This window comes from Dyella sp. Tek66A03 (assembly GCF_052567735.1).
Window position 1 is genome coordinate 526,801 of the sequence record NZ_CP199584.1, and the last position, 18,577, is coordinate 545,377.

Here is an 18,577-nt window from a genome sequence, read left to right on the forward strand (position 1 = left end):
GTATAGGCAGAGGTTGACGACAGTCGTGTTGTGCGTCGCAGCGCATTGCGGGCCACGGTCACAAAAAAGGGCGATACCTCACGGTATCGCCCTTGGAGAGAGTCCACGGGCAATCAGCGGATAGCCACGTCCAGGATCATGTTGTCGCCGATCGACACCAGTACGTAACTGCGGTCGTCACGCACCCAGCGGTAGCCATACGGGGGCGGAGCCAGCCGGTAATCGCCGTAATCGTTCACGATATACATGGGCCCGTCATAGCGCACGCCGCGAGCCCACTGGCGTGGACCGGGGTAATAGCGATCGCCGCGGTCATAGCGAGCGCCGTAGTAGCGGCGGTCGTCCCCGCGGTCGTCCCCATCGCCACCTCGATAATGGTGGTCGCGGCCGTCCCAGTTACGATGGTCGTCGCGATCGTGGCGGTCATCGCGCTCATCGCGGCCATGGCGATCGGTGTAGCCGTGCCCGCGGTCGTGTCCATGGTCGTCGTGATCCTGGTCGGCCAGGACGGCGCCACTGCTCACGAGCAGGGATAGGGCTACGAACATGCTGGAAAGGGCCTTCATCGCATCCTCCTCGGGATATCAGCCAACGCATTTGGCGTTGGTCAGGCAATGCCATCGTAGAAATCGGCATCTGAACGGGGAGGGTGATTTCCTGCGAAGGACGTGCGAGCTTTCAGCTTTCGCTCATTCACGTGAAAGCGTGGGTCGAGGGCCTGCTGGCGGCTTGTGCACGAGGGAGGGGTAATGTTCCTACGGGTGATGGCGGTCTTGGCTCTGCTGGCTGCGCTGCTTTATGGCGCACTTTGCCTCTCGCTGTACCTGGGGCAGCGTCAGCTGGTCTATCACCCGGAGGGGACCTGGCGTATCAGTCAGCGAACGGATCTCGAGCTGGCCCGAGACGGCGTCAGGCTGCGAGGGTGGGTCATGAATCCTGGGAAGAGTCGGGCGCTGCTGTACTTCGGCGGCAACGCTGAGCGGGTCGAGGACGCGCGCGCCGATCTTGCGACGTGGTTTCCCGATCGGACGATTTATCTGTTGCCCTATCGCGGCTATGGCGCCAGCGAGGGCGTGCCTACCGAATCAGCGCTGGTGGGCGACGCGGTCGCCCTGTTTGATCAGGTGTCGCCGCAGCATGCGTCGGTCGCGGTGATGGGCCGCAGCCTGGGCAGCGGCGTGGCGGTCCAGCTGGCGGCACAGCGGCCAGTCGAACGGCTGGTGCTGGTCACGCCGTTCGACAGCCTGGTGCGCGTGGCCGCGGCCTATTACCCATGGGTGCCGGTGAATGGCCTGATGCGCGAGCGATTCGACTCGTGGCATTACGCCGCCGACATCCATGTGCCGGTCTTGCTGGTGCGCGCGGAGCAGGATGAAATCATTCCGGCCGAACGCACGGCGGCGCTCGCCGCCGCTTTTCCACAAGCGCCCACGCAACGGGTCGTTGCGGACGCGGGCCACAACACCATCCAGGACTACGCCGATTACCGCGTGAGCATGTCCCGCTTTCTCACGCCTTGAATGGTGGCAGCTTGCGTGGCGCGGCCTCGTTCCTGAGCGTCACGTATTTCGGCAGGCCATCCTTGCCGTAAGGCAACGATGCTTCGCCCTGAATCAACGGGGCGAGATAGCGTCGAGCCGCTGCCGTGATGCCGAAGCCATCACGGGTTAGAAATCCTGCCGGCATCTTCTTTTCGCGATTGGCGATCTTCAGCAGCGGTGCGGCTTCGATTTTCCAGCGATAAGGCGTATCACTGGTGCGCACGATCACTGGCATGACGGCGTTCATGCCGGCCACCGCGTAGTCAACGGCGGCCTTGCCGACGGCGTAGGCCTGATCGGCGTCGGTCTTCGAAGCAAGGTGGCGAGCCGAGCGCTGCAGGTAGTCGGGCAGGGCCCAGTGATACTTGTAGCCGAGCTTCTCCTTGACCAGGGCGGCCAGCACCGGTGCCACGCCGCCCAGCTGGCTATGGCCGAACGCGTCGCGCGTGCCGGCTTCGGCGAGGAACTGGCCCTCCGCATTGCGGATGCCTTCCGAGGCGACGACCGTACACCAGCCCACTCGTTCTACCGTGGCTTTCACCTTGGCCAGGAAGGCGGCCTCGTCGAACACGCGCTCGGGGAACAGGATGAGGTGCGGTGGCGCATCGGCGCCTTCGCCGGCGAGGCCCGCGGCGGCGGCGATCCAGCCCGCGTGGCGACCCATCACTTCGAGGACAAACACCTTGGTCGAGGTATCGGCCATCGAGGCAACATCGAGGCTGGCTTCCAAGGTGGACACCGCGGTGTATTTCGCCACGGAACCAAAACCCGGGCAGCAGTCGGTGACGGCGAGGTCGTTGTCCACCGTCTTGGGCACGCCGATGCAGCGGATGTCATAGCCCATGGCCTTGCCGAGCTGGGAGATCTTCAGTGCGGTATCGGCCGAGTCGTTGCCGCCGTTGTAGAGAAACCAGCGGATGTCGTGTGCGCGGAACACGTCGATCAGGCGCTCGTACTCGGCGCGGTTCGCTTCCAGCGACTTCAGCTTGTAGCGGCAGGAGCCGAAGGCACCGCCTGGCGTGTGACGCAGTGCCGTGATGGCGGCTTTGGATTCCTTGGAGGTATCGATCAGGTCCTCGCGCAGGGCGCCGAGAATGCCGTTGCGTGCGGCATACACCTTCACGCCCTTGGCGCGCGCGGCCTCGATCACGCCAGCGGCGGTGGCGTTGATCACGGCGGTGACGCCGCCGGACTGGGCATACAGCAGGCGACCTGAGGCTGGGGATGTCGACTTCGTCATGGGCGTATCAGTCCGGTAGGGCGAGGTTGCCTTGCTCATCAAACACGAAGTACGGGTTGAAAGCGAACTCCCATAGATGACCGTCCGGGTCCGCGACGTAGCCCGAATAGCCACCCCAGAACACTTCCTGCGGCGATTTGATGGCGCTGGCGCCAGCCGTTACCGCAGCGTCGAACCACTCATCGACCTCGGCCTTCGAGCTGGCGTTGCGGGCGAGCGATACGGCCGCGAATCCCGTGGGCTGATCGTCGACCTGGGCATCTTCCGCCAGCGCCTGACGGCCGTAGAGAGCCAGCACGCCTGCACCGCCTTTCAGGAAGACGATGCCTTCATTGCTGGCGGACGATGCCTTCCAGCCCAGCGTCTCGTAAAAACGCCGCGAGCGCGCAGGGTCGCTCACGCCAAGCGTCACGATGTGAATTCGGGGTATCGACATGGCAACTCCTATCCTCGGAAGGCTGGTCGACGCCTGTCTTGGGGCGTCGAGGTGTCCTTTGTGACCGTCGTGTGTCGTCAAGTATCCGTTTTGCAACAAGGGTTTGGCACGAAATAGCTGCTGCTGTCGTTTGACGGCACCCCCTTCAGACGCTAATTTGAAGGCTAATTTTCATGCATCCGACGGGCGCCGCAGCGTGCGGCAGCTCGTGGATACCTTGGAGCATTATGCGACTCGTCCTACTCGGTCCGCCCGGCTCGGGCAAAGGCACCCAGGCCGCGCGGCTGAAGGTGGAACTCGGCGTACCGCACATCTCGACCGGCGACATGCTTCGCGCGGCGGTGGCGGCGGGGACGCCGCAGGGCCTCAAAGCCAAGGAAGTGATGAATGCCGGCAAGCTGGTGTCCGACGACATCCTGCTCGGCATGCTGGAAGAGCGTCTTTCCCAGCACGACGTCAAAAACGGCTTCATCCTCGACGGCTATCCGCGCAACCTGGCCCAGGCCGATGCGCTCGACCACCTGCTGGCCAAGATCGGCCAGCCGCTGGACGCCGTGGTGAAGCTCGACGTGCCGAACGAAGTGATCATTGGCCGCTGCGAAATCCGCTTCAAGGCCGAGCATCGCCATGACGACGATCCGGAAGTCGTGCGCGATCGCCTGCAAATCTACGCCGAGCAGACGGCGCCGGTGGCGGATTTCTTCGCCCGTCGCGGCAAGCTGCAGGTGGTCGATGGTGTGGGTGAACTGGACGAGGTCACCGCACGCATCAAGCGCGCACTGTCCAGCAAATCGGCCGCCGCCAACGTCTGATGCTCCGGGCCGCCCCGCGTCAAGCATTGACGGCGGCCCAATGTTTTCCGGGGCGGATCATCGCTTCGCCGCCCTCCGGTTCCAGCGAACAGGTTACACATGCGTCTGCATATCCTTGGCATCTGCGGCACCTTCATGGGCGGCGTCGCCGCGCTGGCACGTGAGCTAGGGCTCACGGTCGAAGGCTCCGACGCGAACGTCTATCCCCCCATGAGCACCCAGCTGGAGTCGCTCGGCATCCGCTTGATGGACGGCTACCAAGCCGACTACCTCAAGCCGACACCGGACCTCGTGGTGGTCGGCAATGCGATGGTGCGTGGCAACCCGGCAGTGGAATACATGCTGGACGCGCAGCTGCGCTATATCTCCGGCCCGCAATGGCTGGGCGACACGTTGCTGCAGGGGCGCGAAGTGCTGGCGGTAGCCGGCACGCATGGCAAGACCACCACCACCAGCCTGCTGGCGCATCTGCTGGAAAGCGCAGGGCTGGCGCCTGGCTTCCTGATTGGCGGCGTGCCTGGCAATTTCGAGGTCTCCGCCCGCGTCGGTAGCGGCAAGCCGTTCGTGATCGAGGCGGACGAATACGACAGCGCCTTCTTCGACAAGCGTTCGAAGTTCGTGCACTACCGTCCGCGCATCGCGATTCTCAACAATCTCGAATACGACCACGCGGATATCTTCCCGGACGTGGCCGCCATCCAGCGTCAGTTCCACCACCTCGTGCGCACAGTGCCGGGCAATGGTCGACTGATCGTCAACGCGCACGACAAGCATTTGTCCGAAGTGCTGGCGATGGGCTGCTGGACACCGGTGGAGACGTTCGGCATTGGCAAGGGCGACTGGCAGGCGGAACTGCTCGCCGCCGATGGCTCGGCCTTCGCCGTGCGCCACAATGGCGAGTCGATCGGTGAAGTGCGTTGGCCCCTGCTGGGCAACCACAGTGTGATGAATGCACTCGCCGCGTTGGCTGCCGCCACGGCGGCCGGCGCTGATCCGCGAGCACTGCTGCCAGCCTTCGCCAGCTTCGAAAGCGTCAAGCGGCGAATGGAAATCGTCGGTGAGGTCGGCGACGTGCGTGTCTATGACGACTTCGCCCATCACCCCACGGCGATTGCCACCACCTTGGCGGGTCTGCGTGCCAAGGTCGGTACATCGCGCATTTTGGTGGCGCTGGAGCCACGCTCCAATTCGATGCGCCTGGGTGCCCATTCGGAAGCGCTGGCACCTTCGCTGGCCGACGCCGATGCCGTGGTGTTTCTGCACCGCCCGGAGCTGGCGTGGGATGCGGGGCGTGTCACCGGCGCACTCAATGGTCGCGGCAGCGCCGTGCCGACAGTCGATGCGCTGATCGGCGCGCTGCGTAGTCAAGTGCGGCCGGGTGACCACGTGGTGTTTATGTCCAATGGTGGTTTCGAAGGCGCGCCTAGGCGCTTTGTGGAAGCGCTAAAGGCGTAGCCCCATTTGCATTAGCTCCTTCTCCCCGCAGGGGAGAAGGTTGGGATGAGGGGCGGGTGCTCGCGACAGCGGTGAAACGTGTTGTCTTTAGCTTGGCGACGTTCCCGCGAGCACCCGCCCCTCACCTCAGTCCTCTCCCCGAAGGGGAGAGGAAGTAAGCAGCGTCGCCAACCCGCTAAACTTACCCTCCATGGCGGCCCAAACCCATCTCATCGATCTGCCGTTGTTTCCCCTCGGCACCGTGCTCTACCCCGGTGGCCAATTGCCGCTGCGCATCTTCGAGCCACGCTATCTGGACATGGTGCGCGAATGCGCGCGCACGGGCAGCCCGTTCGGCGTGTGCCTGATTCTGCAGGGGCACGAGGTGGGCGAGCCGGCAATGCCGGCGGCCGTGGGCACCTTGGCGCGGATTACCGACTTCCACAATCGCGAAGATGGTCTGCTGGGAATACTCGCGGAGGGTGGTGAACGCTTTCGCGTATCCAGGACGCGGGTACGCTCCGACGGCTTGGTCCGTGGTGAAGTCGAGTTATGGGCGGCAGAGGAGACTCAACTTGTCCCCGTGGAGTTCGCGCTGCTGCAATCCATTCTTGAGCGCCTGATCGAGAACATGGCGCCGCATTGGCGGCATGCGCCGCGTCATCTGTACGAGGACGCGGGCTGGCTTGGCTTTCGATTGGCGGAACTGTTGCCGCTGCACGACGACGAGCGGCAACGCCTGCTGGAATTGACCGACCCCGTGGGGCGGCTCGGCGAGCTGCGCGATATCCTGCCGCGTTTCCAGAAGGCCTGATGATCGACGTCGTGAACGCTCGCATGGCAATCACGACCTGACGTTCTACACTCTTTCCTTTTTGGCGGAGACGCAACTCATGGGCAGTCTGGCAGGCAAGACTTTGTTCATCACCGGTGCTTCGCGCGGTATTGGACTGGCGATCGCGCTGCGCGCTGCGCGTGATGGCGCCAACATCGCCATCGCTGCGAAGAGCAGCGTGCCCAACCCCAAGTTGCCGGGCACCATCCATAGCGCGGCGGCGGAAATCGAGGCGGCCGGCGGCAAGGCGTTGCCGATCAAGTGCGACATCCGCGAAGAAGCCGAAGTGCAGGCCGCCGTGGCGGCCACCGTGGAGGCGTTCGGCGGCATCGATATCCTGGTCAACAACGCCAGTGCGATCTGGCTGGCCGGCGCGCTCGAGACGCCGATGAAGCGCTTCGACCTGATGCAACAGGTAAACGCGCGTGGCAGTTTCCTGTGCGCACAGGCGTGTCTGCCGCATCTGCTCAAGGCTGCCAACCCGCACATCCTCACCCTGGCGCCGCCGCCGTCGCTCAAACCCAAGTGGTGGGCACCGCATACCGGCTATACGCTGGCCAAGATGGGCATGAGCTTCGTCACGCTTGGTCTTGCGGGTGAGTTCGGTCCCAAGGGCGTGGCGGTCAACGCGCTGTGGCCGCGCACCATCATCGCTACCGATGCGCTCAACATGATTCCTGGCGTGCCGCTGGATCGTTGCCGCAAGCCGGCCATCATGGCGGACGCCGCGCATGCGGTGCTTACCCGTGCCGCCGCGGGTTTCGCGGGCAACTTCCTGATTGACGACGAGGTGCTGCGCGACGCCGGCATCACCGATCTATCGCCCTACGCGATGGATCCGACGCAGCCGCTGCTGCCTGACCTCTTTCTGGACTGATCGCCGTGGTGTGTCCGTTCTGCGCCATCGTGGCGGGCGACCTGGAGGCAAGCGTGGTCGCCGAGACGGACGCGGCCTTGGCGTTTCTCGATCTGCGTCAGGCAGTGCCAGGACACGTACTGGTGGTGCCGCGCCAGCACGTCGAGGACATCTACGCGATCGATCCGACCATCGCCGGTGCCGTGATGCAGTTGGGCGTGCGCGTCGCGCATGCCCTGCGCGCGGCGTTCGACCCGCCTGGTCTCAACGTGTGGCAATCCAACGGTCATGCCGGCGGCCAGGAAGTGCAGCATTTCCACCTGCACGTCCAGCCGCGTCGCGTCGCCGATGGCCTGCTGCGCATCTATCCCCACGGCGTGCCCGTGCAGACGCCGCGCGATGAGCTTGATCGCATGGCCGCGCGCATTCGCCTATCCCTACCGCTTGACGGCGTTTCCCCCACGCCATGGAGTGCTTCATGAAATACCTGCATACGATGATCCGGATCCGCGATATCGACGCCAGCCTGCGTTTCTTCTGCGAAGGGCTGGGCTTGAAAGAAAACCGCCGCATGGAGAACGCGGCCGGCAAGTACACGCTGATCTTCCTGGCTGCGCCGGAAACGCCGGAGGCTGAAGTCGAGCTCACCTATAACTGGGGTTCGACCGAGGATTACGGCAGTGCGCGCAACTTTGGCCACCTGGCGTTCCGCGTCGACGACATCTACGCCACCTGCGCCCGCCTTCAGGCCATGGGCTACACCATCAACCGCCCGCCGCGCGATGGCCACATGGCCTTTGTGCGCTCGCCCGACCTCATTTCCATCGAATTGCTGCAGGATGGCCAGCTGCCAGCGCAGGAGCCCTGGGCGTCGATGCCCAACACCGGTGTTTGGTAATCCTTTGACTGATCCCGGTCCGGCCTGATGCCTGACCGTCGTCGTCGTGTCATTCCTGTCACGCGCCTTGCGGTATCTGGCTGTCCGCTGGCGCGTGATGTTTCTGCGAAAAAACGCCAAGGGATGCCCTGATCTATTCAACGAGGGTGGCATGATGTCCAGAAAGTTCGCAGGGTGTGGGGCGTGGCGAAGCGCAGGCTGGCTGCCTGGGCAAGCCGCGCACCGCGGCCTGCGGGCTTTCTGGACATCACCCGAAGGGCCGGTTCTGTCTGCCCACAGCTGCGCACCGCGCCGTCTCGACAGGCGGCCAGCCTGCCTTCGCCGACGCAGCACGCATCTGCAGGCAGACAGAACCGGTGACACCCTCGTTGAATAGATCAGGGCATCCCTAGGCCATAGGTCTTAGCCAATCGCCCGACCCCCGGCTTCCGTTCGACGGATATGCGCCATTTGTCGGGTGCCTGTCATGCGCATAGTTGTATATTGTGCGACGCATATCACACTTTTCATCGGTCGCGGCGTTGGGTTGCGCGACGGACGTGGTAACCGGGGGGTAGCCAACGACTTGGCTGCGTCCGGCCGAAACCTGTGACCCTTATAGGGGAGGGGGAGGGAGCCATGGCTGTATTGAGGGAGGAAGCCAGACGCTGTGTCGTCTGGTTTGGGCAGCCTGACAGCGAGGAACGCGCTGGCCTGGCGAGGGCGGGATGGATTATCCGCGTGGCCAATGCCGGTACGCAGAGTGGCGTCGGCATGCGCAACAACGACACGGTGGTGGCGTTGGCGGATCTGCGCCACAGCGACTCCGAGCCGGCCCAGGCCATGGCCCAGCTCATGGCCGATCATCCCTGGCTGCCTTGGGTGGCGCTCATCGCGCCCGACATGCCAACCAACGACCCACTGATCGATCGCATCCTCGAGGCCAGCATCGAGTACTTCACCACACCGGTGGACGTCGATCGGCTGCTGGAGTCCCTGGCGCGGATCGGCGGTGACCAGCCGCTGGTCGCCGAGCCCAGCGACATCGGCGTGACCGGCCGCAGCGCCGCCATCTGCACGGTGGTGGCGAGCATTCGCAAATATGCGCCGGTGGAACTGCCGGTGTTGATCACCGGCGAGACGGGCACTGGCAAGGAAGTCGCTGCACGTGCACTGCATGGGCTCTCGGCCCGCGCCGAGCGGCCGTTTGCGGCCATCAATTGCGGGGCGTTGCCGCCCAACCTGGTGCAGTCGGAACTGTTTGGACATGAGCGCGGTGCCTTCACCGGCGCCAACGCACGCCGCATCGGCCATTTCGAGACGGCGGCAGGCGGCACGGTATTTCTCGACGAGGTCGGCGATCTGCCGCTGGACGCGCAGACCAGCGTCTTGCGTTTCCTGCAGGAAGGCACGCTGGAGCGCGTAGGCAGCAGCCAGTTGATCAAGCTGGACGTGCGCGTGCTGGCCGCCACCCACGTGGATCTGGAAAAAGCCGTCGAGCAGGGGCGTTTCCGCGAGGATCTGTACTACCGCCTCAACGTGCTGCGCCTGCGCATGCCTGCGCTACGCGAACGCGAGGATGACGTGGTGACGCTGGCGCAGCGCTTCCTCGATGCATTTCGCGAGCAACATGCCAGCCGCGCGCGTTCCTTCAGCGCCGCGGCGCGGCGGGCCATGCTCGATTTCGCGTGGCCGGGCAACGTGCGCGAACTGCTCAACCGGGTCCAGCGCGCGGCCGTGGTCGCCGAGGACGCCTTGATCGGCGTGAACGACCTGGATCTGTCCGATGTACTGACCAAACGGGCGGCGCATTCCAGTCTCGGCAACACGCGTGTGGCCGCCGAGCGCGATGCGGTCATGGCCTGCCTGCGTGAAAGCCGCTTCAACGTGAGCGAATGCGCGCGCCGACTGAAGGTGTCGCGGGTCACCATCTATCGCTTATGCAAGAAGCACCAGCTCGCGCTCGACGAGTTGCGCTGAGTAGATGTCCAGGGCGAGGGCCTGTGCCTCAGAGGCGGCGTGTTCGCCCTTGGCGGGATGCGTCGCCAGCGGGCCTTTGACGAAGTCGATGGCCGCAGCGAGGTGAGCGGCGGGCACTCGCAAAAGCATGGCTGGGTCGGCGCCGGCCCAGCCGAGGCACTGCAAGCACCCGCCGCTCACCGCTCATCCAAAGAGGAAGGCCCCCGACCCGCAGGGGTCGGGTCGGGGGCTTCCATTGGTGCCCCGGCCACAGGGGTTGCCGGGTTACCGCCCACATGACCGCCTTGCGGCGGAATCTCGATCGGGCCACAACCTAGGGCGTGGCCGTTGATGACGGGATGGAAAGGACGACCATTGCCAGCTGCGAGCCTCGCGCCGACGTTGCCCTGGGCCTCCCAAAGGCGTTGCCAATCCGCCGCCGTGGATCTCCCTGCCACGGTGGTCGGTGCGTTGTCGCAGCTGGCCCTTCCCCCTTCCCGCCTGTACGAGTGAAAGAGAGCAAGCGGCGTGCCAATGGGCGTAAACCCTTCAACCGCGCGGGTTGACCGTGCACAGACCGGTTACCGCTCGCGCGAATGGCGTGTTGACGGCGTTACACCCGCATCCGCCAGAAGGCGGCCTGGTGGCTGGTGAGCCGCGCGGTTAAGCGCTTTTCCAAGGGCTGTAACGTGATCGATACAAGTTGCGGGGCAGGTTGACACTCTTGCTGGCCGCTGCGCTTCAGGGGCGCCGTGCAATCACCTGGCGCAGGGCTTACGATGCGTGGTGCGTCGCAGCAGGCTCGCGGCGTCCCCCTTCCCTCCCAACCTAAGTTATGGCGCCGTCCCTCCGACGACGCCCGGAGTACGCCATGCAATCGCAAGACCCTTCCGCCCAGTCCCTGATCGATCTCGGCAAGCGCTACTGGCTGCCGGTGTATCGACCGCGCGATGTGGTGCTGGATCACGGCAAGGGCGCGCGCGTGTGGGACACCCAGGGGCGCGATTACATCGATTTCGGTGCAGGCATCGCGGTGAACGCCTTGGGCCATCAAGACCCCGATCTACTCGACGCGCTGACCACGCAGGCACACAAACTGTGGCACACCAGCAATGTGTTCTACAGCGAGCCCCCACTGCATCTGGCCGAAGAGCTGGTGACTGCATCGGGCTTCGCTGAGCGTGTTTATCTTTGCAACTCGGGTACGGAAGCGAACGAAGCCGCCATCAAGCTTGTGCGCAAGTGGGCGGCATCGCAGGGACGTGAGGCTGACAAGCGCGTCATCGTCACCTTCCGCGGCTCCTTTCACGGCCGCACGCTCGCAGCCGTCACCGCTACTGCGCAGCCGAAATACCAGGAAGGCTATGAGCCGCTGCCGGGCGGCTTCCGCTATCTCGACTTCAATGACGTGGGCGCGCTTGAGTCCGCCTTCGCCTTGGGCGACGTGGCGGCGGTGATGCTGGAGCCGGTACAGGGCGAGGGCGGCGTGCTGCCTGCTGCGCCCGGCTTCATCAAACGTGTGCGCGAGCTGTGCGACCAGTACGGCGCGCTGATGGTGCTGGACGAAATCCAGTGCGGCATGGGCCGTACCGGTTCACTGTTCGCCTACGTGCAGGACCAGGCGACGCCGGACATCGTGACCCTGGCCAAGGCGCTCGGCTGTGGCTTCCCGATTGGCGCCATGCTGGTAGGCCCCAAGGCGGCCGAAATCATGCAGTTCGGCGCACACGGCACCACCTTTGGCGGCAACCCGCTGGCGGCGGCGGTGGCGCGGGTCGCGCTGCGCAAGTTGTCTTCGCCGGAAGTGCTGGGCAATGTACAGCACCAGGCGCAGGCGCTACGCGATGGCCTGGCGCGCATCAACGCATCGCTGGATGTGTTCGACGAAGTGCGCGGCCGTGGCCTGATGCTCGGCGCGGTGTTGAACGATGCCCACAAGGGCAAGGCAGGGGCGGTACTCGATCACGCCGCCGCGCACGGCTTGCTGCTGCTGCAGGCCGGGCCGGACGTGCTGCGCTTCGTGCCGGCACTGAATATCAGCGACGCCGATATCGCCGAAGGTCTGCAACGCCTGGAAGCCGCGCTGCGTTCCTACCTGGCAACCTGAACTCGCGCGACAACCGCCGCGCGCCGCGCTACGGCGGCGTGCGAGTCAGCGCGGCACCGCATGCGCGGCAGTACCGCGCATCGCGGTCATGATCGGCAAGCTGACAGCCCGGGCACACGGTTTGTTGGCGCGCATCGCGGATGCCAGCGGCCAGTTCCGCGGCAAAGATGCCGGTGGGCACGGCAATGATGCTGTAGCCCACCAGCATGATCAGCGAGGTGAGTACTTGGCCCAGCGGGGTACGCGGCGTGATATCGCCATAACCCACCGTCGTCAGGGTCACGATGGCCCAGTACATCGCACGGGGAATGCTGGTGAAGCCGTTCTGCGGGCCTTCCACCAGAAACATCAGCGCGCCGAAGATCAGCACCAGCGTCAGGATGACGCTGACGAAGATGAGGATCTTACGGCGTCCACGCACCACTGCGGACCAAAGCAGATCCGCTTCGCCCACGTAACGCGTCATCTTCAAAATGCGAAAGATGCGCAGGATGCGCACCGCGCGGATCACCAGCAGGTATTGGCTGCCGGTGACGAGCAGGCTGAGATAGGTCGGCAGCACGGTCAACAGGTCGACGATGCCGAAGAAACTCAGCGCATAGCGGCGCGGCCGGGCCACCACGGCCAGGCGCATCACGTATTCCAGCGTGAATGCGATCGTGAAGATCCATTCCAGTACATAGAAAGCGGTCTCGAACCGCTCAGACAGGTCGACCACCGTGTCGAGCATGGCGACCAGGATGCTCGACAGGATGGCCACGATAAGCACCAGGTCGAACAGCCGTCCGGTTGCATCGTCATGGCCGAAGATGATGTGAAACCAGCGGGCGCGCCATCCGCTCTGCGTGGCGGGAGCGACGGAAGGCTCACTCTTAAGCGGCTTCGGCTGGCTCATGCGTGTGGAGTCCCTTACGCGTTGGAGCGCAGCATAACGCCGGCGTGCTCCTTTGAGCGTGGCCATTCGCCGTATCTCACACTCGCCAGGCGCAACCTACGATCACGATGCACGCCATTCGAATCGGATGGCGTGCATCGTGCTTTGTACGACTTACCCGGCGCGGGCGGAACGCATGGCCGCGCGTGCAGCTTCCAGCGTATCGGCGATCTCCTGCTCGCCATGCGCGCTGGAAACAAAGCCGGCTTCGAAGGCCGAGGGCGCCAGGTACACCCCGCGTTCCAGCATGCCGTGGAAGAAGCGGTTGAACATGGCCGTATCCGCGGCCGTGGCCTGGGCGTAGGTGTCGACCTTTTCGCTGGTGAAAAACAGACCGAACATGCCACCGACGCGGTTTGTGCTGAAGGCCAGTCCTTCACCATCGGCCACCGCCTGCAGTCCGTCAGTGAGCAGGCGGGTGCGGGCGGCGAGCTGCTCATAAAAGCCCGGGGCCTGGATCAACTCCAGCATCGCCAGGCCAGCCGCCATGGCGACCGGGTTACCCGACAAGGTGCCCGCCTGATAGATCGGGCCCGCGGGCGCCACTTGCTGCATCAGTTCGCGACGACCGCCATAGGCGCCCACCGGCATGCCGCCGCCGATGATCTTGCCGAACGTGGTGAGGTCCGGCGTGACGCCGTAATGCGCCTGCGCGCCACCCAGGGCGACACGGAAGCCGGTCATCACCTCATCAAAGATCAACAGCGCGCCATGCTTCGTGCACAGCTCGCGCAGGCCTTGCAGGTAACCGTCCTTGGGCGGAATGCAGTTCATATTGCCCGCGACCGGCTCGATGATCAGGCCGGCGATGTCACTGCCGTGCTCATCGAACAGCACGCGCGCCGCATCCAGATCGTTATAGGCAAGCGTCAGCGTGAGGTCGGCATTCGCCTTGGGCACGCCGGGCGAGGTGGGCACGCCAAAGGTCAGCGCGCCCGAACCCGCCTTCACCAGGAAGCTGTCGCCATGGCCGTGGTAGCAGCCTTCGAACTTCACGATCTTGTTGCGCCCCGTGGCGCCGCGGGCGACGCGGATGGCCGACATCGTCGCCTCGGTGCCGGAGTTGACCATGCGCACCATGTCGATCGAGGGCACCAGGCGCGTAATCGTCTCGGCCATGGTCACTTCGGCCGGGCAGGGCGTGCCGTAGGACAGGCCATTCTTGACCGCGCGCTCCACCGCCTCGCGCACGTGCGGATGGTTGTGGCCGACGATCATCGGGCCCCACGACCCCACGTAGTCGATATAGCGCTTGCCTTCCACGTCCCACAGGTAGGCGCCGTCTGCGCGTGCCGTAAAGAACGGTTCGCCGCCCACCGACTTGAAGGCGCGCACCGGCGAGTTCACGCCGCCCGGCATCAAGTGCTGCGCGCGTTGGAAGAGTTCGTGGTTGGTGGTCATCGTGGAAGTCTCAATGCGAAGGGAAAAGTCGAGCAAAGCGTTCGGCGGCGCCGCGCACGTCCGGATCGCCGAACACGGCCGAAATCACGGCCAGGTAGTCCGCGCCGGCGTCGATCAGGGATCCACCATTGTCCGGGGTGATGCCACCGATCGCCACCCGAGGCACGCCGAGCGCGGCGCTCTGCCGCAGCAGTTCAGGCGAGGCACGTTGTGCGTCCGGCTTGGTCGGCGAGGGGAAGAAGGCGCCAAAGGCAACATAGTCGGCGCCGGCCGCGGCGAGCAAACGCGCACGTTCAAGCGAGTCGTAGCAGGACACGCCAATGATTGCCTGCTGCCCCAGCGCGCCGCGTGCGGCCGCGACATCGCCATCGTCTTCACCCAGGTGCACCCCGTCGGCGCCCGCGGCCCGGGCCAGCTCAATATCGTCATTGACGAGCATGGGGACGCCTTGACCGGCGCACAGCGCCTGCAGAGCCCGGGCTTCGGCAAGCCGGCGCTCGCCGTCACTCGTCTTGTCGCGGTACTGCACCAGCCGGGCGCCCCCCGCGAGCGCCTGGGCCACTACATCCAGCAGGTCGGGGCGGGGGCCGTCGGTAATCACATAGAGGCCGCGGCCCCGGAGTCGAGCATGCATTGGGTTCAATCCTGGAACAAAAGGAGGCGCCATACGCTTTCGCATCGGCAGGGGAGTTGCGAGAATGCGCCTCTTATTCTCCTTATCAAGCAGTTCAGCGATGAATCAGAGCTCCAACGAAACCGGCACCCTGCGCAAATGGATGTGTGTTGTCTGCGGCTTCATCTATGACGAGGCCCTGGGCGTTCCCGACGAGGGGATCGAGCCTGGTACGCGCTGGGCCGACGTACCCGATACCTGGACGTGCCCGGACTGCGGCGCGACCAAGGAAGACTTCGAGATGATCGAAATCGACTGATTTCGCTCTCCGCGTCGCCCTCAAACGGCCCGATTCCGTCATCGTACGGACCGGGCCGTTTGCTTAAATGCTCCTGCGCACCACGAAACGGTGTGCACAGCGCAGGAGCAGCAGCATGCAACAGTTCATTCCTTTTGAAGACGATTGGGACGCCCTGGAACATCTGCGCCCCGACTCGCTGATTCCTTACCATGTCGGCGTCCCCTGCCGGCACGATCTATCAGTCCCTTCTTACTGCACGGTGCCGACTGTCCCCTCGATCGTCAGCTCGTCGCCCATCTGCACGCCGATCTGCGCTGCGGTGCCGCCTGGCAACTCCAATACATAGCGCGCCGGGAAGTCGCTCGGATAGCTGGGGCAGGGATCGGCCTTGCACGGCGGCACATTCGGCTGCACCGACACCAGTTTCCGCTTGCCATCGAAGTAAAGGATATCGAGCGGGATAAGCGTGTTCTTCATCCAGAACCAGCGCGGCGCGTCTTCTGGAAACACAAACAGCATGCTGTGATCGGCCGCCAGCTCGGTACGCATCATCAAGCCACGCTCACGGCCCGCATCGTTGGTGGCGAATTCCGTCGTAAAGCGCTTGCCGTGCAGCTGCACGGCGGGCGCGCTCGCCTGGGGCGCGGCGAAAGCACCGGTGGCAAAGACCATAAGAAGAGGCGCGAGCAGTCGTTTCATTGTTGTGTGGGCTCGTTTCAGAGAGGTGTTGGCGAGTGTAGCGGCGCCTGTGTTTGTCATCGCAGTGAAAAAAATGTGCTCTTACCCCTTCCCAGGTCTGCGGATGGGCGCTATTATTCCGCTCCTGCCAACGAGACGCTCTTCGTTGGACGGTTTCCACCCCAACCCGACAGCAAAAAGTTCCACGCTGAAGGTGTTGACGGACCGGAAAAACGATGTAAGATGAGCGGCTCACTCGGAACGAAATGTTCCAGCGCGACATCGGCAACGAGTCGCAAGTGATTGAGATCTTTGACAGTGTGCGCAGGTGACTTGTGTGGACGCCTTGCAGTGGACGGAATGACTGTCCAAAGTAATGCAAGGGTCCAACATAAAGTCAGCAATGACGTTTTACGTTGGGACAATCCCTTCAGAAAGATAGATGGTCTTCGGATCATCGAAAACTTAAGTGAAGAGTTTGATCCTGGCTCAGATTGAACGCTGGCGGCATGCCTAACACATGCAAGTCGAACGGCAGCACAGCAGTAGCAATACTGTGGGTGGCGAGTGGCGGACGGGTGAGTAATGCATCGGGATCTACCTAAACGTGGGGGATAACGTAGGGAAACTTACGCTAATACCGCATACGTCCTACGGGAGAAAGCGGGGGATCGCAAGACCTCGCGCGGTTAGACGAACCGATGTTCGATTAGCTAGTTGGTAGGGTAATGGCCTACCAAGGCGACGATCGATAGCTGGTCTGAGAGGATGATCAGCCACACTGGAACTGAGACACGGTCCAGACTCCTACGGGAGGCAGCAGTGGGGAATATTGGACAATGGGCGCAAGCCTGATCCAGCAATGCCGCGTGTGTGAAGAAGGCCTTCGGGTTGTAAAGCACTTTTATCAGGAGCGAAACGCTGTCGATTAATACTCGGCGGAACTGACGGTACCTGAGGAATAAGCACCGGCTAACTTCGTGCCAGCAGCCGCGGTAATACGAAGGGTGCAAGCGTTAATCGGAATTACTGGGCGTAAAGCGTGCGTAGGCGGTGAGTTAAGTCTGTCGTGAAATCCCCGGGCTCAACCTGGGAATGGCGATGGATACTGGCTCGCTAGAGTGTGATAGAGGATGGTGGAATTCCCGGTGTAGCGGTGAAATGCGTAGAGATCGGGAGGAACATCAGTGGCGAAGGCGGCCATCTGGATCAACACTGACGCTGAGGCACGAAAGCGTGGGGAGCAAACAGGATTAGATACCCTGGTAGTCCACGCCCTAAACGATGCGAACTGGATGTTGGTCTCAACTCGGAGATCAGTGTCGAAGCTAACGCGTTAAGTTCGCCGCCTGGGGAGTACGGTCGCAAGACTGAAACTCAAAGGAATTGACGGGGGCCCGCACAAGCGGTGGAGTATGTGGTTTAATTCGATGCAACGCGAAGAACCTTACCTGGCCTTGACATGTCTGGAATCCTGCAGAGATGCGGGAGTGCCTTCGGGAATCAGAACACAGGTGCTGCATGGCTGTCGTCAGCTCGTGTCGTGAGATGTTGGGTTAAGTCCCGCAACGAGCGCAACCCTTGTCCTTAGTTGCCAGCACGTAATGGTGGGAACTCTAAGGAGACTGCCGGTGACAAACCGGAGGAAGGTGGGGATGACGTCAAGTCATCATGGCCCTTACGGCCAGGGCTACACACGTACTACAATGGTCGGTACAGAGGGTTGCAATACCGCGAGGTGGAGCCAATCCCAGAAAGCCGATCCCAGTCCGGATCGAAGTCTGCAACTCGACTTCGTGAAGTCGGAATCGCTAGTAATCGCGGATCAGCTATGCCGCGGTGAATACGTTCCCGGGCCTTGTACACACCGCCCGTCACACCATGGGAGTGAGTTGCTCCAGAAGCCGTTAGTCTAACCGCAAGGGGGACGACGACCACGGAGTGGTTCATGACTGGGGTGAAGTCGTAACAAGGTAGCCGTATCGGAAGGTGCGGCTGGATCACCTCCTTTAGAGATAGGCAGCTTTCGCTGCTGCAAGACGTCCACACAAGACACCTGCCCTTAATTTCACGCAAAGCGTTTGCTTCACGCGGCTTCCGTGCCGCGAAAAGCAAAACCAGCCTTCCCTGGCTGGACTTTTCAATGAAACCCACGCGCTGATGCTGGTCATTGGCTGCGTTATTTTCGTTGGAGAGGTACAAAGGTTCCCGGGTCTGTAGCTCAGGTGGTTAGAGCGCACCCCTGATAAGGGTGAGGCCGGTGGTTCGAGTCCTCCCAGACCCACCACCAAATCACTTGGGGCCATAGCTCAGCTGGGAGAGCACCTGCTTTGCAAGCAGGGGGTCGTCAGTTCGATCCTGACTGGCTCCACCATTTGGTGACCGGACGTGAAAGGTAAGGCAGCGCACACATAAAGATTTAGAAACGAGGCGGCATTGTGGCCGTTCTTGTGTTCTTTGAAAAACTGTAAACGAGTGACAAGCGTCTTGGTTCGAAACCGAATCGAGATGTGTCGAAGAGGCAATTAAGCGAATCGTTGTTTTGCATGAGTT

Annotated in this window: 18 protein-coding genes, 2 tRNA genes and 1 rRNA gene; 13 read left to right on the forward strand and 8 right to left on the reverse strand. The window is 63.1% G+C overall.

Going from position 1 to position 18,577, the window contains the following annotated elements; all coding sequences use genetic code 11:
* Positions 1-113: 113 nt before the first annotated feature.
* Entirely contained in the window at positions 114-566 is a 453-nt protein-coding gene (locus ACT01B_RS02270) for an RcnB family protein (protein ID WP_445145781.1), read from the reverse strand.
* Positions 567-749: 183 nt separating this feature from the next.
* Here ACT01B_RS02270 and ACT01B_RS02275 point away from each other — a divergent pair, with 183 nt between their 5' ends.
* A complete protein-coding gene (locus tag ACT01B_RS02275) occupies positions 750-1,520 on the forward strand; it encodes an alpha/beta hydrolase (protein WP_445145782.1) in 771 nt (256 codons plus the stop codon).
* On the opposite strand, the gene ACT01B_RS02280 is transcribed toward ACT01B_RS02275, so the two are convergent.
* The gene (locus ACT01B_RS02280) at positions 1,510-2,781 is read right to left on the reverse strand and encodes a 6-phosphofructokinase (RefSeq protein ID WP_445145783.1); all 1,272 of its coding nucleotides are present in this window, start codon (positions 2,779-2,781) and stop codon (positions 1,510-1,512) included. The genes ACT01B_RS02275 and ACT01B_RS02280 overlap by 11 nt on opposite strands.
* Positions 2,782-2,788: 7 nt before the next feature.
* Positions 2,789-3,217 (reverse strand): VOC family protein, encoded by a 429-nt coding sequence (locus tag ACT01B_RS02285; RefSeq protein WP_445145784.1) that lies wholly within the window; start codon positions 3,215-3,217, stop codon positions 2,789-2,791.
* 227 nt (positions 3,218-3,444) lie between these two features.
* Here ACT01B_RS02285 and ACT01B_RS02290 point away from each other — a divergent pair, with 227 nt between their 5' ends.
* The 7 genes from ACT01B_RS02290 (at position 3,445) to ACT01B_RS02320 (ending at position 10,011) form a co-directional block, all read left to right on the forward strand.
* Positions 3,445-4,029 (forward strand): adenylate kinase, encoded by a 585-nt coding sequence (locus ACT01B_RS02290; RefSeq protein WP_445145785.1) that lies wholly within the window; start codon positions 3,445-3,447, stop codon positions 4,027-4,029.
* A 99-nt stretch (positions 4,030-4,128) separates the two neighbouring features.
* Complete coding sequence (mpl, locus tag ACT01B_RS02295) at positions 4,129-5,484, forward strand: UDP-N-acetylmuramate:L-alanyl-gamma-D-glutamyl-meso-diaminopimelate ligase (protein WP_445145786.1); 1,356 nt, start codon at positions 4,129-4,131, stop codon at positions 5,482-5,484.
* Between the two features lie 190 nt (positions 5,485-5,674).
* Positions 5,675-6,277 (forward strand): LON peptidase substrate-binding domain-containing protein, encoded by a 603-nt coding sequence (locus ACT01B_RS02300; protein WP_445145787.1) that lies wholly within the window; start codon positions 5,675-5,677, stop codon positions 6,275-6,277.
* A gap of 79 nt (positions 6,278-6,356) precedes the next feature.
* Positions 6,357-7,175: an SDR family oxidoreductase gene (locus tag ACT01B_RS02305; RefSeq protein WP_445145788.1), complete on the forward strand. Its 819-nt coding sequence runs from the start codon at positions 6,357-6,359 to the stop codon at positions 7,173-7,175.
* Positions 7,176-7,180: 5 nt separating this feature from the next.
* Complete coding sequence (locus ACT01B_RS02310; RefSeq protein WP_445145789.1) at positions 7,181-7,636, forward strand: HIT family protein; 456 nt, start codon at positions 7,181-7,183, stop codon at positions 7,634-7,636.
* Positions 7,633-8,052, forward strand: coding sequence for a VOC family protein (locus ACT01B_RS02315; protein WP_445145790.1), 420 nt, complete (start codon positions 7,633-7,635; stop codon positions 8,050-8,052). The genes ACT01B_RS02310 and ACT01B_RS02315 overlap by 4 nt, the downstream gene beginning before the upstream one ends.
* A gap of 618 nt (positions 8,053-8,670) precedes the next feature.
* The gene (locus tag ACT01B_RS02320; protein ID WP_445145791.1) at positions 8,671-10,011 is read left to right on the forward strand and encodes a sigma 54-interacting transcriptional regulator; all 1,341 of its coding nucleotides are present in this window, start codon (positions 8,671-8,673) and stop codon (positions 10,009-10,011) included.
* On the opposite strand, the gene ACT01B_RS02325 is transcribed toward ACT01B_RS02320, so the two are convergent.
* The gene (locus ACT01B_RS02325; RefSeq protein ID WP_445145792.1) at positions 9,970-10,140 is read right to left on the reverse strand and encodes a hypothetical protein; all 171 of its coding nucleotides are present in this window, start codon (positions 10,138-10,140) and stop codon (positions 9,970-9,972) included. The two genes, ACT01B_RS02320 and ACT01B_RS02325, sit on opposite strands and share 42 nt — an antisense overlap.
* Positions 10,141-10,861: 721 nt before the next feature.
* Here ACT01B_RS02325 and ACT01B_RS02330 point away from each other — a divergent pair.
* The gene (locus ACT01B_RS02330) at positions 10,862-12,097 is read left to right on the forward strand and encodes an acetylornithine transaminase (RefSeq protein ID WP_445145793.1); all 1,236 of its coding nucleotides are present in this window, start codon (positions 10,862-10,864) and stop codon (positions 12,095-12,097) included.
* 28 nt (positions 12,098-12,125) lie between these two features.
* Here ACT01B_RS02330 and ACT01B_RS02335 read toward each other — a convergent pair whose 3' ends face one another.
* The 3 genes from ACT01B_RS02335 to thiE all read right to left on the reverse strand — a co-directional run bounded on the left by ACT01B_RS02335 (position 12,126) and on the right by thiE (position 15,066).
* Positions 12,126-12,992, reverse strand: coding sequence for an ion transporter (locus tag ACT01B_RS02335; RefSeq protein ID WP_445145794.1), 867 nt, complete (start codon positions 12,990-12,992; stop codon positions 12,126-12,128).
* Positions 12,993-13,145: 153 nt separating this feature from the next.
* Positions 13,146-14,432, reverse strand: a complete 1,287-nt coding sequence (gene hemL, locus ACT01B_RS02340; protein WP_445145795.1) for a glutamate-1-semialdehyde 2,1-aminomutase — start codon at positions 14,430-14,432, stop codon at positions 13,146-13,148.
* Positions 14,433-14,442: 10 nt separating this feature from the next.
* On the reverse strand, positions 14,443-15,066 hold the full coding sequence (gene thiE, locus ACT01B_RS02345) for a thiamine phosphate synthase (RefSeq protein WP_445145796.1): 624 nt from the start codon (positions 15,064-15,066) through the stop codon (positions 14,443-14,445).
* Between the two features lie 100 nt (positions 15,067-15,166).
* On the opposite strand from thiE, the gene ACT01B_RS02350 reads away from it, so the two are divergent.
* Positions 15,167-15,364 (forward strand): rubredoxin, encoded by a 198-nt coding sequence (locus tag ACT01B_RS02350; protein WP_445145797.1) that lies wholly within the window; start codon positions 15,167-15,169, stop codon positions 15,362-15,364.
* A gap of 231 nt (positions 15,365-15,595) precedes the next feature.
* Here ACT01B_RS02350 and ACT01B_RS02355 read toward each other — a convergent pair whose 3' ends face one another.
* Positions 15,596-16,045, reverse strand: coding sequence for a DUF192 domain-containing protein (locus ACT01B_RS02355; RefSeq protein ID WP_445145798.1), 450 nt, complete (start codon positions 16,043-16,045; stop codon positions 15,596-15,598).
* A 445-nt stretch (positions 16,046-16,490) separates the two neighbouring features.
* Between ACT01B_RS02355 and ACT01B_RS02360 the strand changes: the two genes are divergently transcribed.
* The 3 genes from ACT01B_RS02360 (at position 16,491) to ACT01B_RS02370 (ending at position 18,398) form a co-directional block, all read left to right on the forward strand.
* Positions 16,491-18,035: ribosomal RNA gene (locus ACT01B_RS02360) — 16S ribosomal RNA — on the forward strand.
* A gap of 199 nt (positions 18,036-18,234) precedes the next feature.
* A tRNA-Ile gene (locus tag ACT01B_RS02365) sits at positions 18,235-18,311 on the forward strand.
* An 11-nt stretch (positions 18,312-18,322) separates the two neighbouring features.
* Positions 18,323-18,398 (forward strand) — tRNA-Ala (locus ACT01B_RS02370).
* The last annotated feature ends 179 nt before the right edge of the window (positions 18,399-18,577 follow it).

Excerpts from the sequence above, each read along its gene's own strand:
- ACT01B_RS02355 (WP_445145798.1), bottom strand. The coding sequence starts at position 16,045 with ATGAAACGACTGCTCGCGCCTCTTCTTATGGTCTTTGCCACCGGTGCT.
- ACT01B_RS02285 (WP_445145784.1), bottom strand. The coding sequence starts at position 3,217 with ATGTCGATACCCCGAATTCACATCGTGACGCTTGGCGTGAGCGACCCT.
- ACT01B_RS02270 (WP_445145781.1), bottom strand. The coding sequence starts at position 566 with ATGAAGGCCCTTTCCAGCATGTTCGTAGCCCTATCCCTGCTCGTGAGC.
- hemL (WP_445145795.1), bottom strand. The coding sequence starts at position 14,432 with ATGACCACCAACCACGAACTCTTCCAACGCGCGCAGCACTTGATGCCG.
- ACT01B_RS02315 (WP_445145790.1), top strand. The coding sequence starts at position 7,633 with ATGAAATACCTGCATACGATGATCCGGATCCGCGATATCGACGCCAGC.
- ACT01B_RS02290 (WP_445145785.1), top strand. The coding sequence starts at position 3,445 with ATGCGACTCGTCCTACTCGGTCCGCCCGGCTCGGGCAAAGGCACCCAG.
- ACT01B_RS02330 (WP_445145793.1), top strand. The coding sequence starts at position 10,862 with ATGCAATCGCAAGACCCTTCCGCCCAGTCCCTGATCGATCTCGGCAAG.
- ACT01B_RS02320 (WP_445145791.1), top strand. The coding sequence starts at position 8,671 with ATGGCTGTATTGAGGGAGGAAGCCAGACGCTGTGTCGTCTGGTTTGGG.
- ACT01B_RS02280 (WP_445145783.1), bottom strand. The coding sequence starts at position 2,781 with ATGACGAAGTCGACATCCCCAGCCTCAGGTCGCCTGCTGTATGCCCAG.
- ACT01B_RS02275 (WP_445145782.1), top strand. The coding sequence starts at position 750 with ATGTTCCTACGGGTGATGGCGGTCTTGGCTCTGCTGGCTGCGCTGCTT.
- ACT01B_RS02350 (WP_445145797.1), top strand. The coding sequence starts at position 15,167 with ATGAATCAGAGCTCCAACGAAACCGGCACCCTGCGCAAATGGATGTGT.
- ACT01B_RS02325 (WP_445145792.1), bottom strand. The coding sequence starts at position 10,140 with ATGCTTTTGCGAGTGCCCGCCGCTCACCTCGCTGCGGCCATCGACTTC.
- mpl (WP_445145786.1), top strand. The coding sequence starts at position 4,129 with ATGCGTCTGCATATCCTTGGCATCTGCGGCACCTTCATGGGCGGCGTC.
- ACT01B_RS02335 (WP_445145794.1), bottom strand. The coding sequence starts at position 12,992 with ATGAGCCAGCCGAAGCCGCTTAAGAGTGAGCCTTCCGTCGCTCCCGCC.
- ACT01B_RS02300 (WP_445145787.1), top strand. The coding sequence starts at position 5,675 with ATGGCGGCCCAAACCCATCTCATCGATCTGCCGTTGTTTCCCCTCGGC.
- thiE (WP_445145796.1), bottom strand. The coding sequence starts at position 15,066 with ATGCATGCTCGACTCCGGGGCCGCGGCCTCTATGTGATTACCGACGGC.
- ACT01B_RS02305 (WP_445145788.1), top strand. The coding sequence starts at position 6,357 with ATGGGCAGTCTGGCAGGCAAGACTTTGTTCATCACCGGTGCTTCGCGC.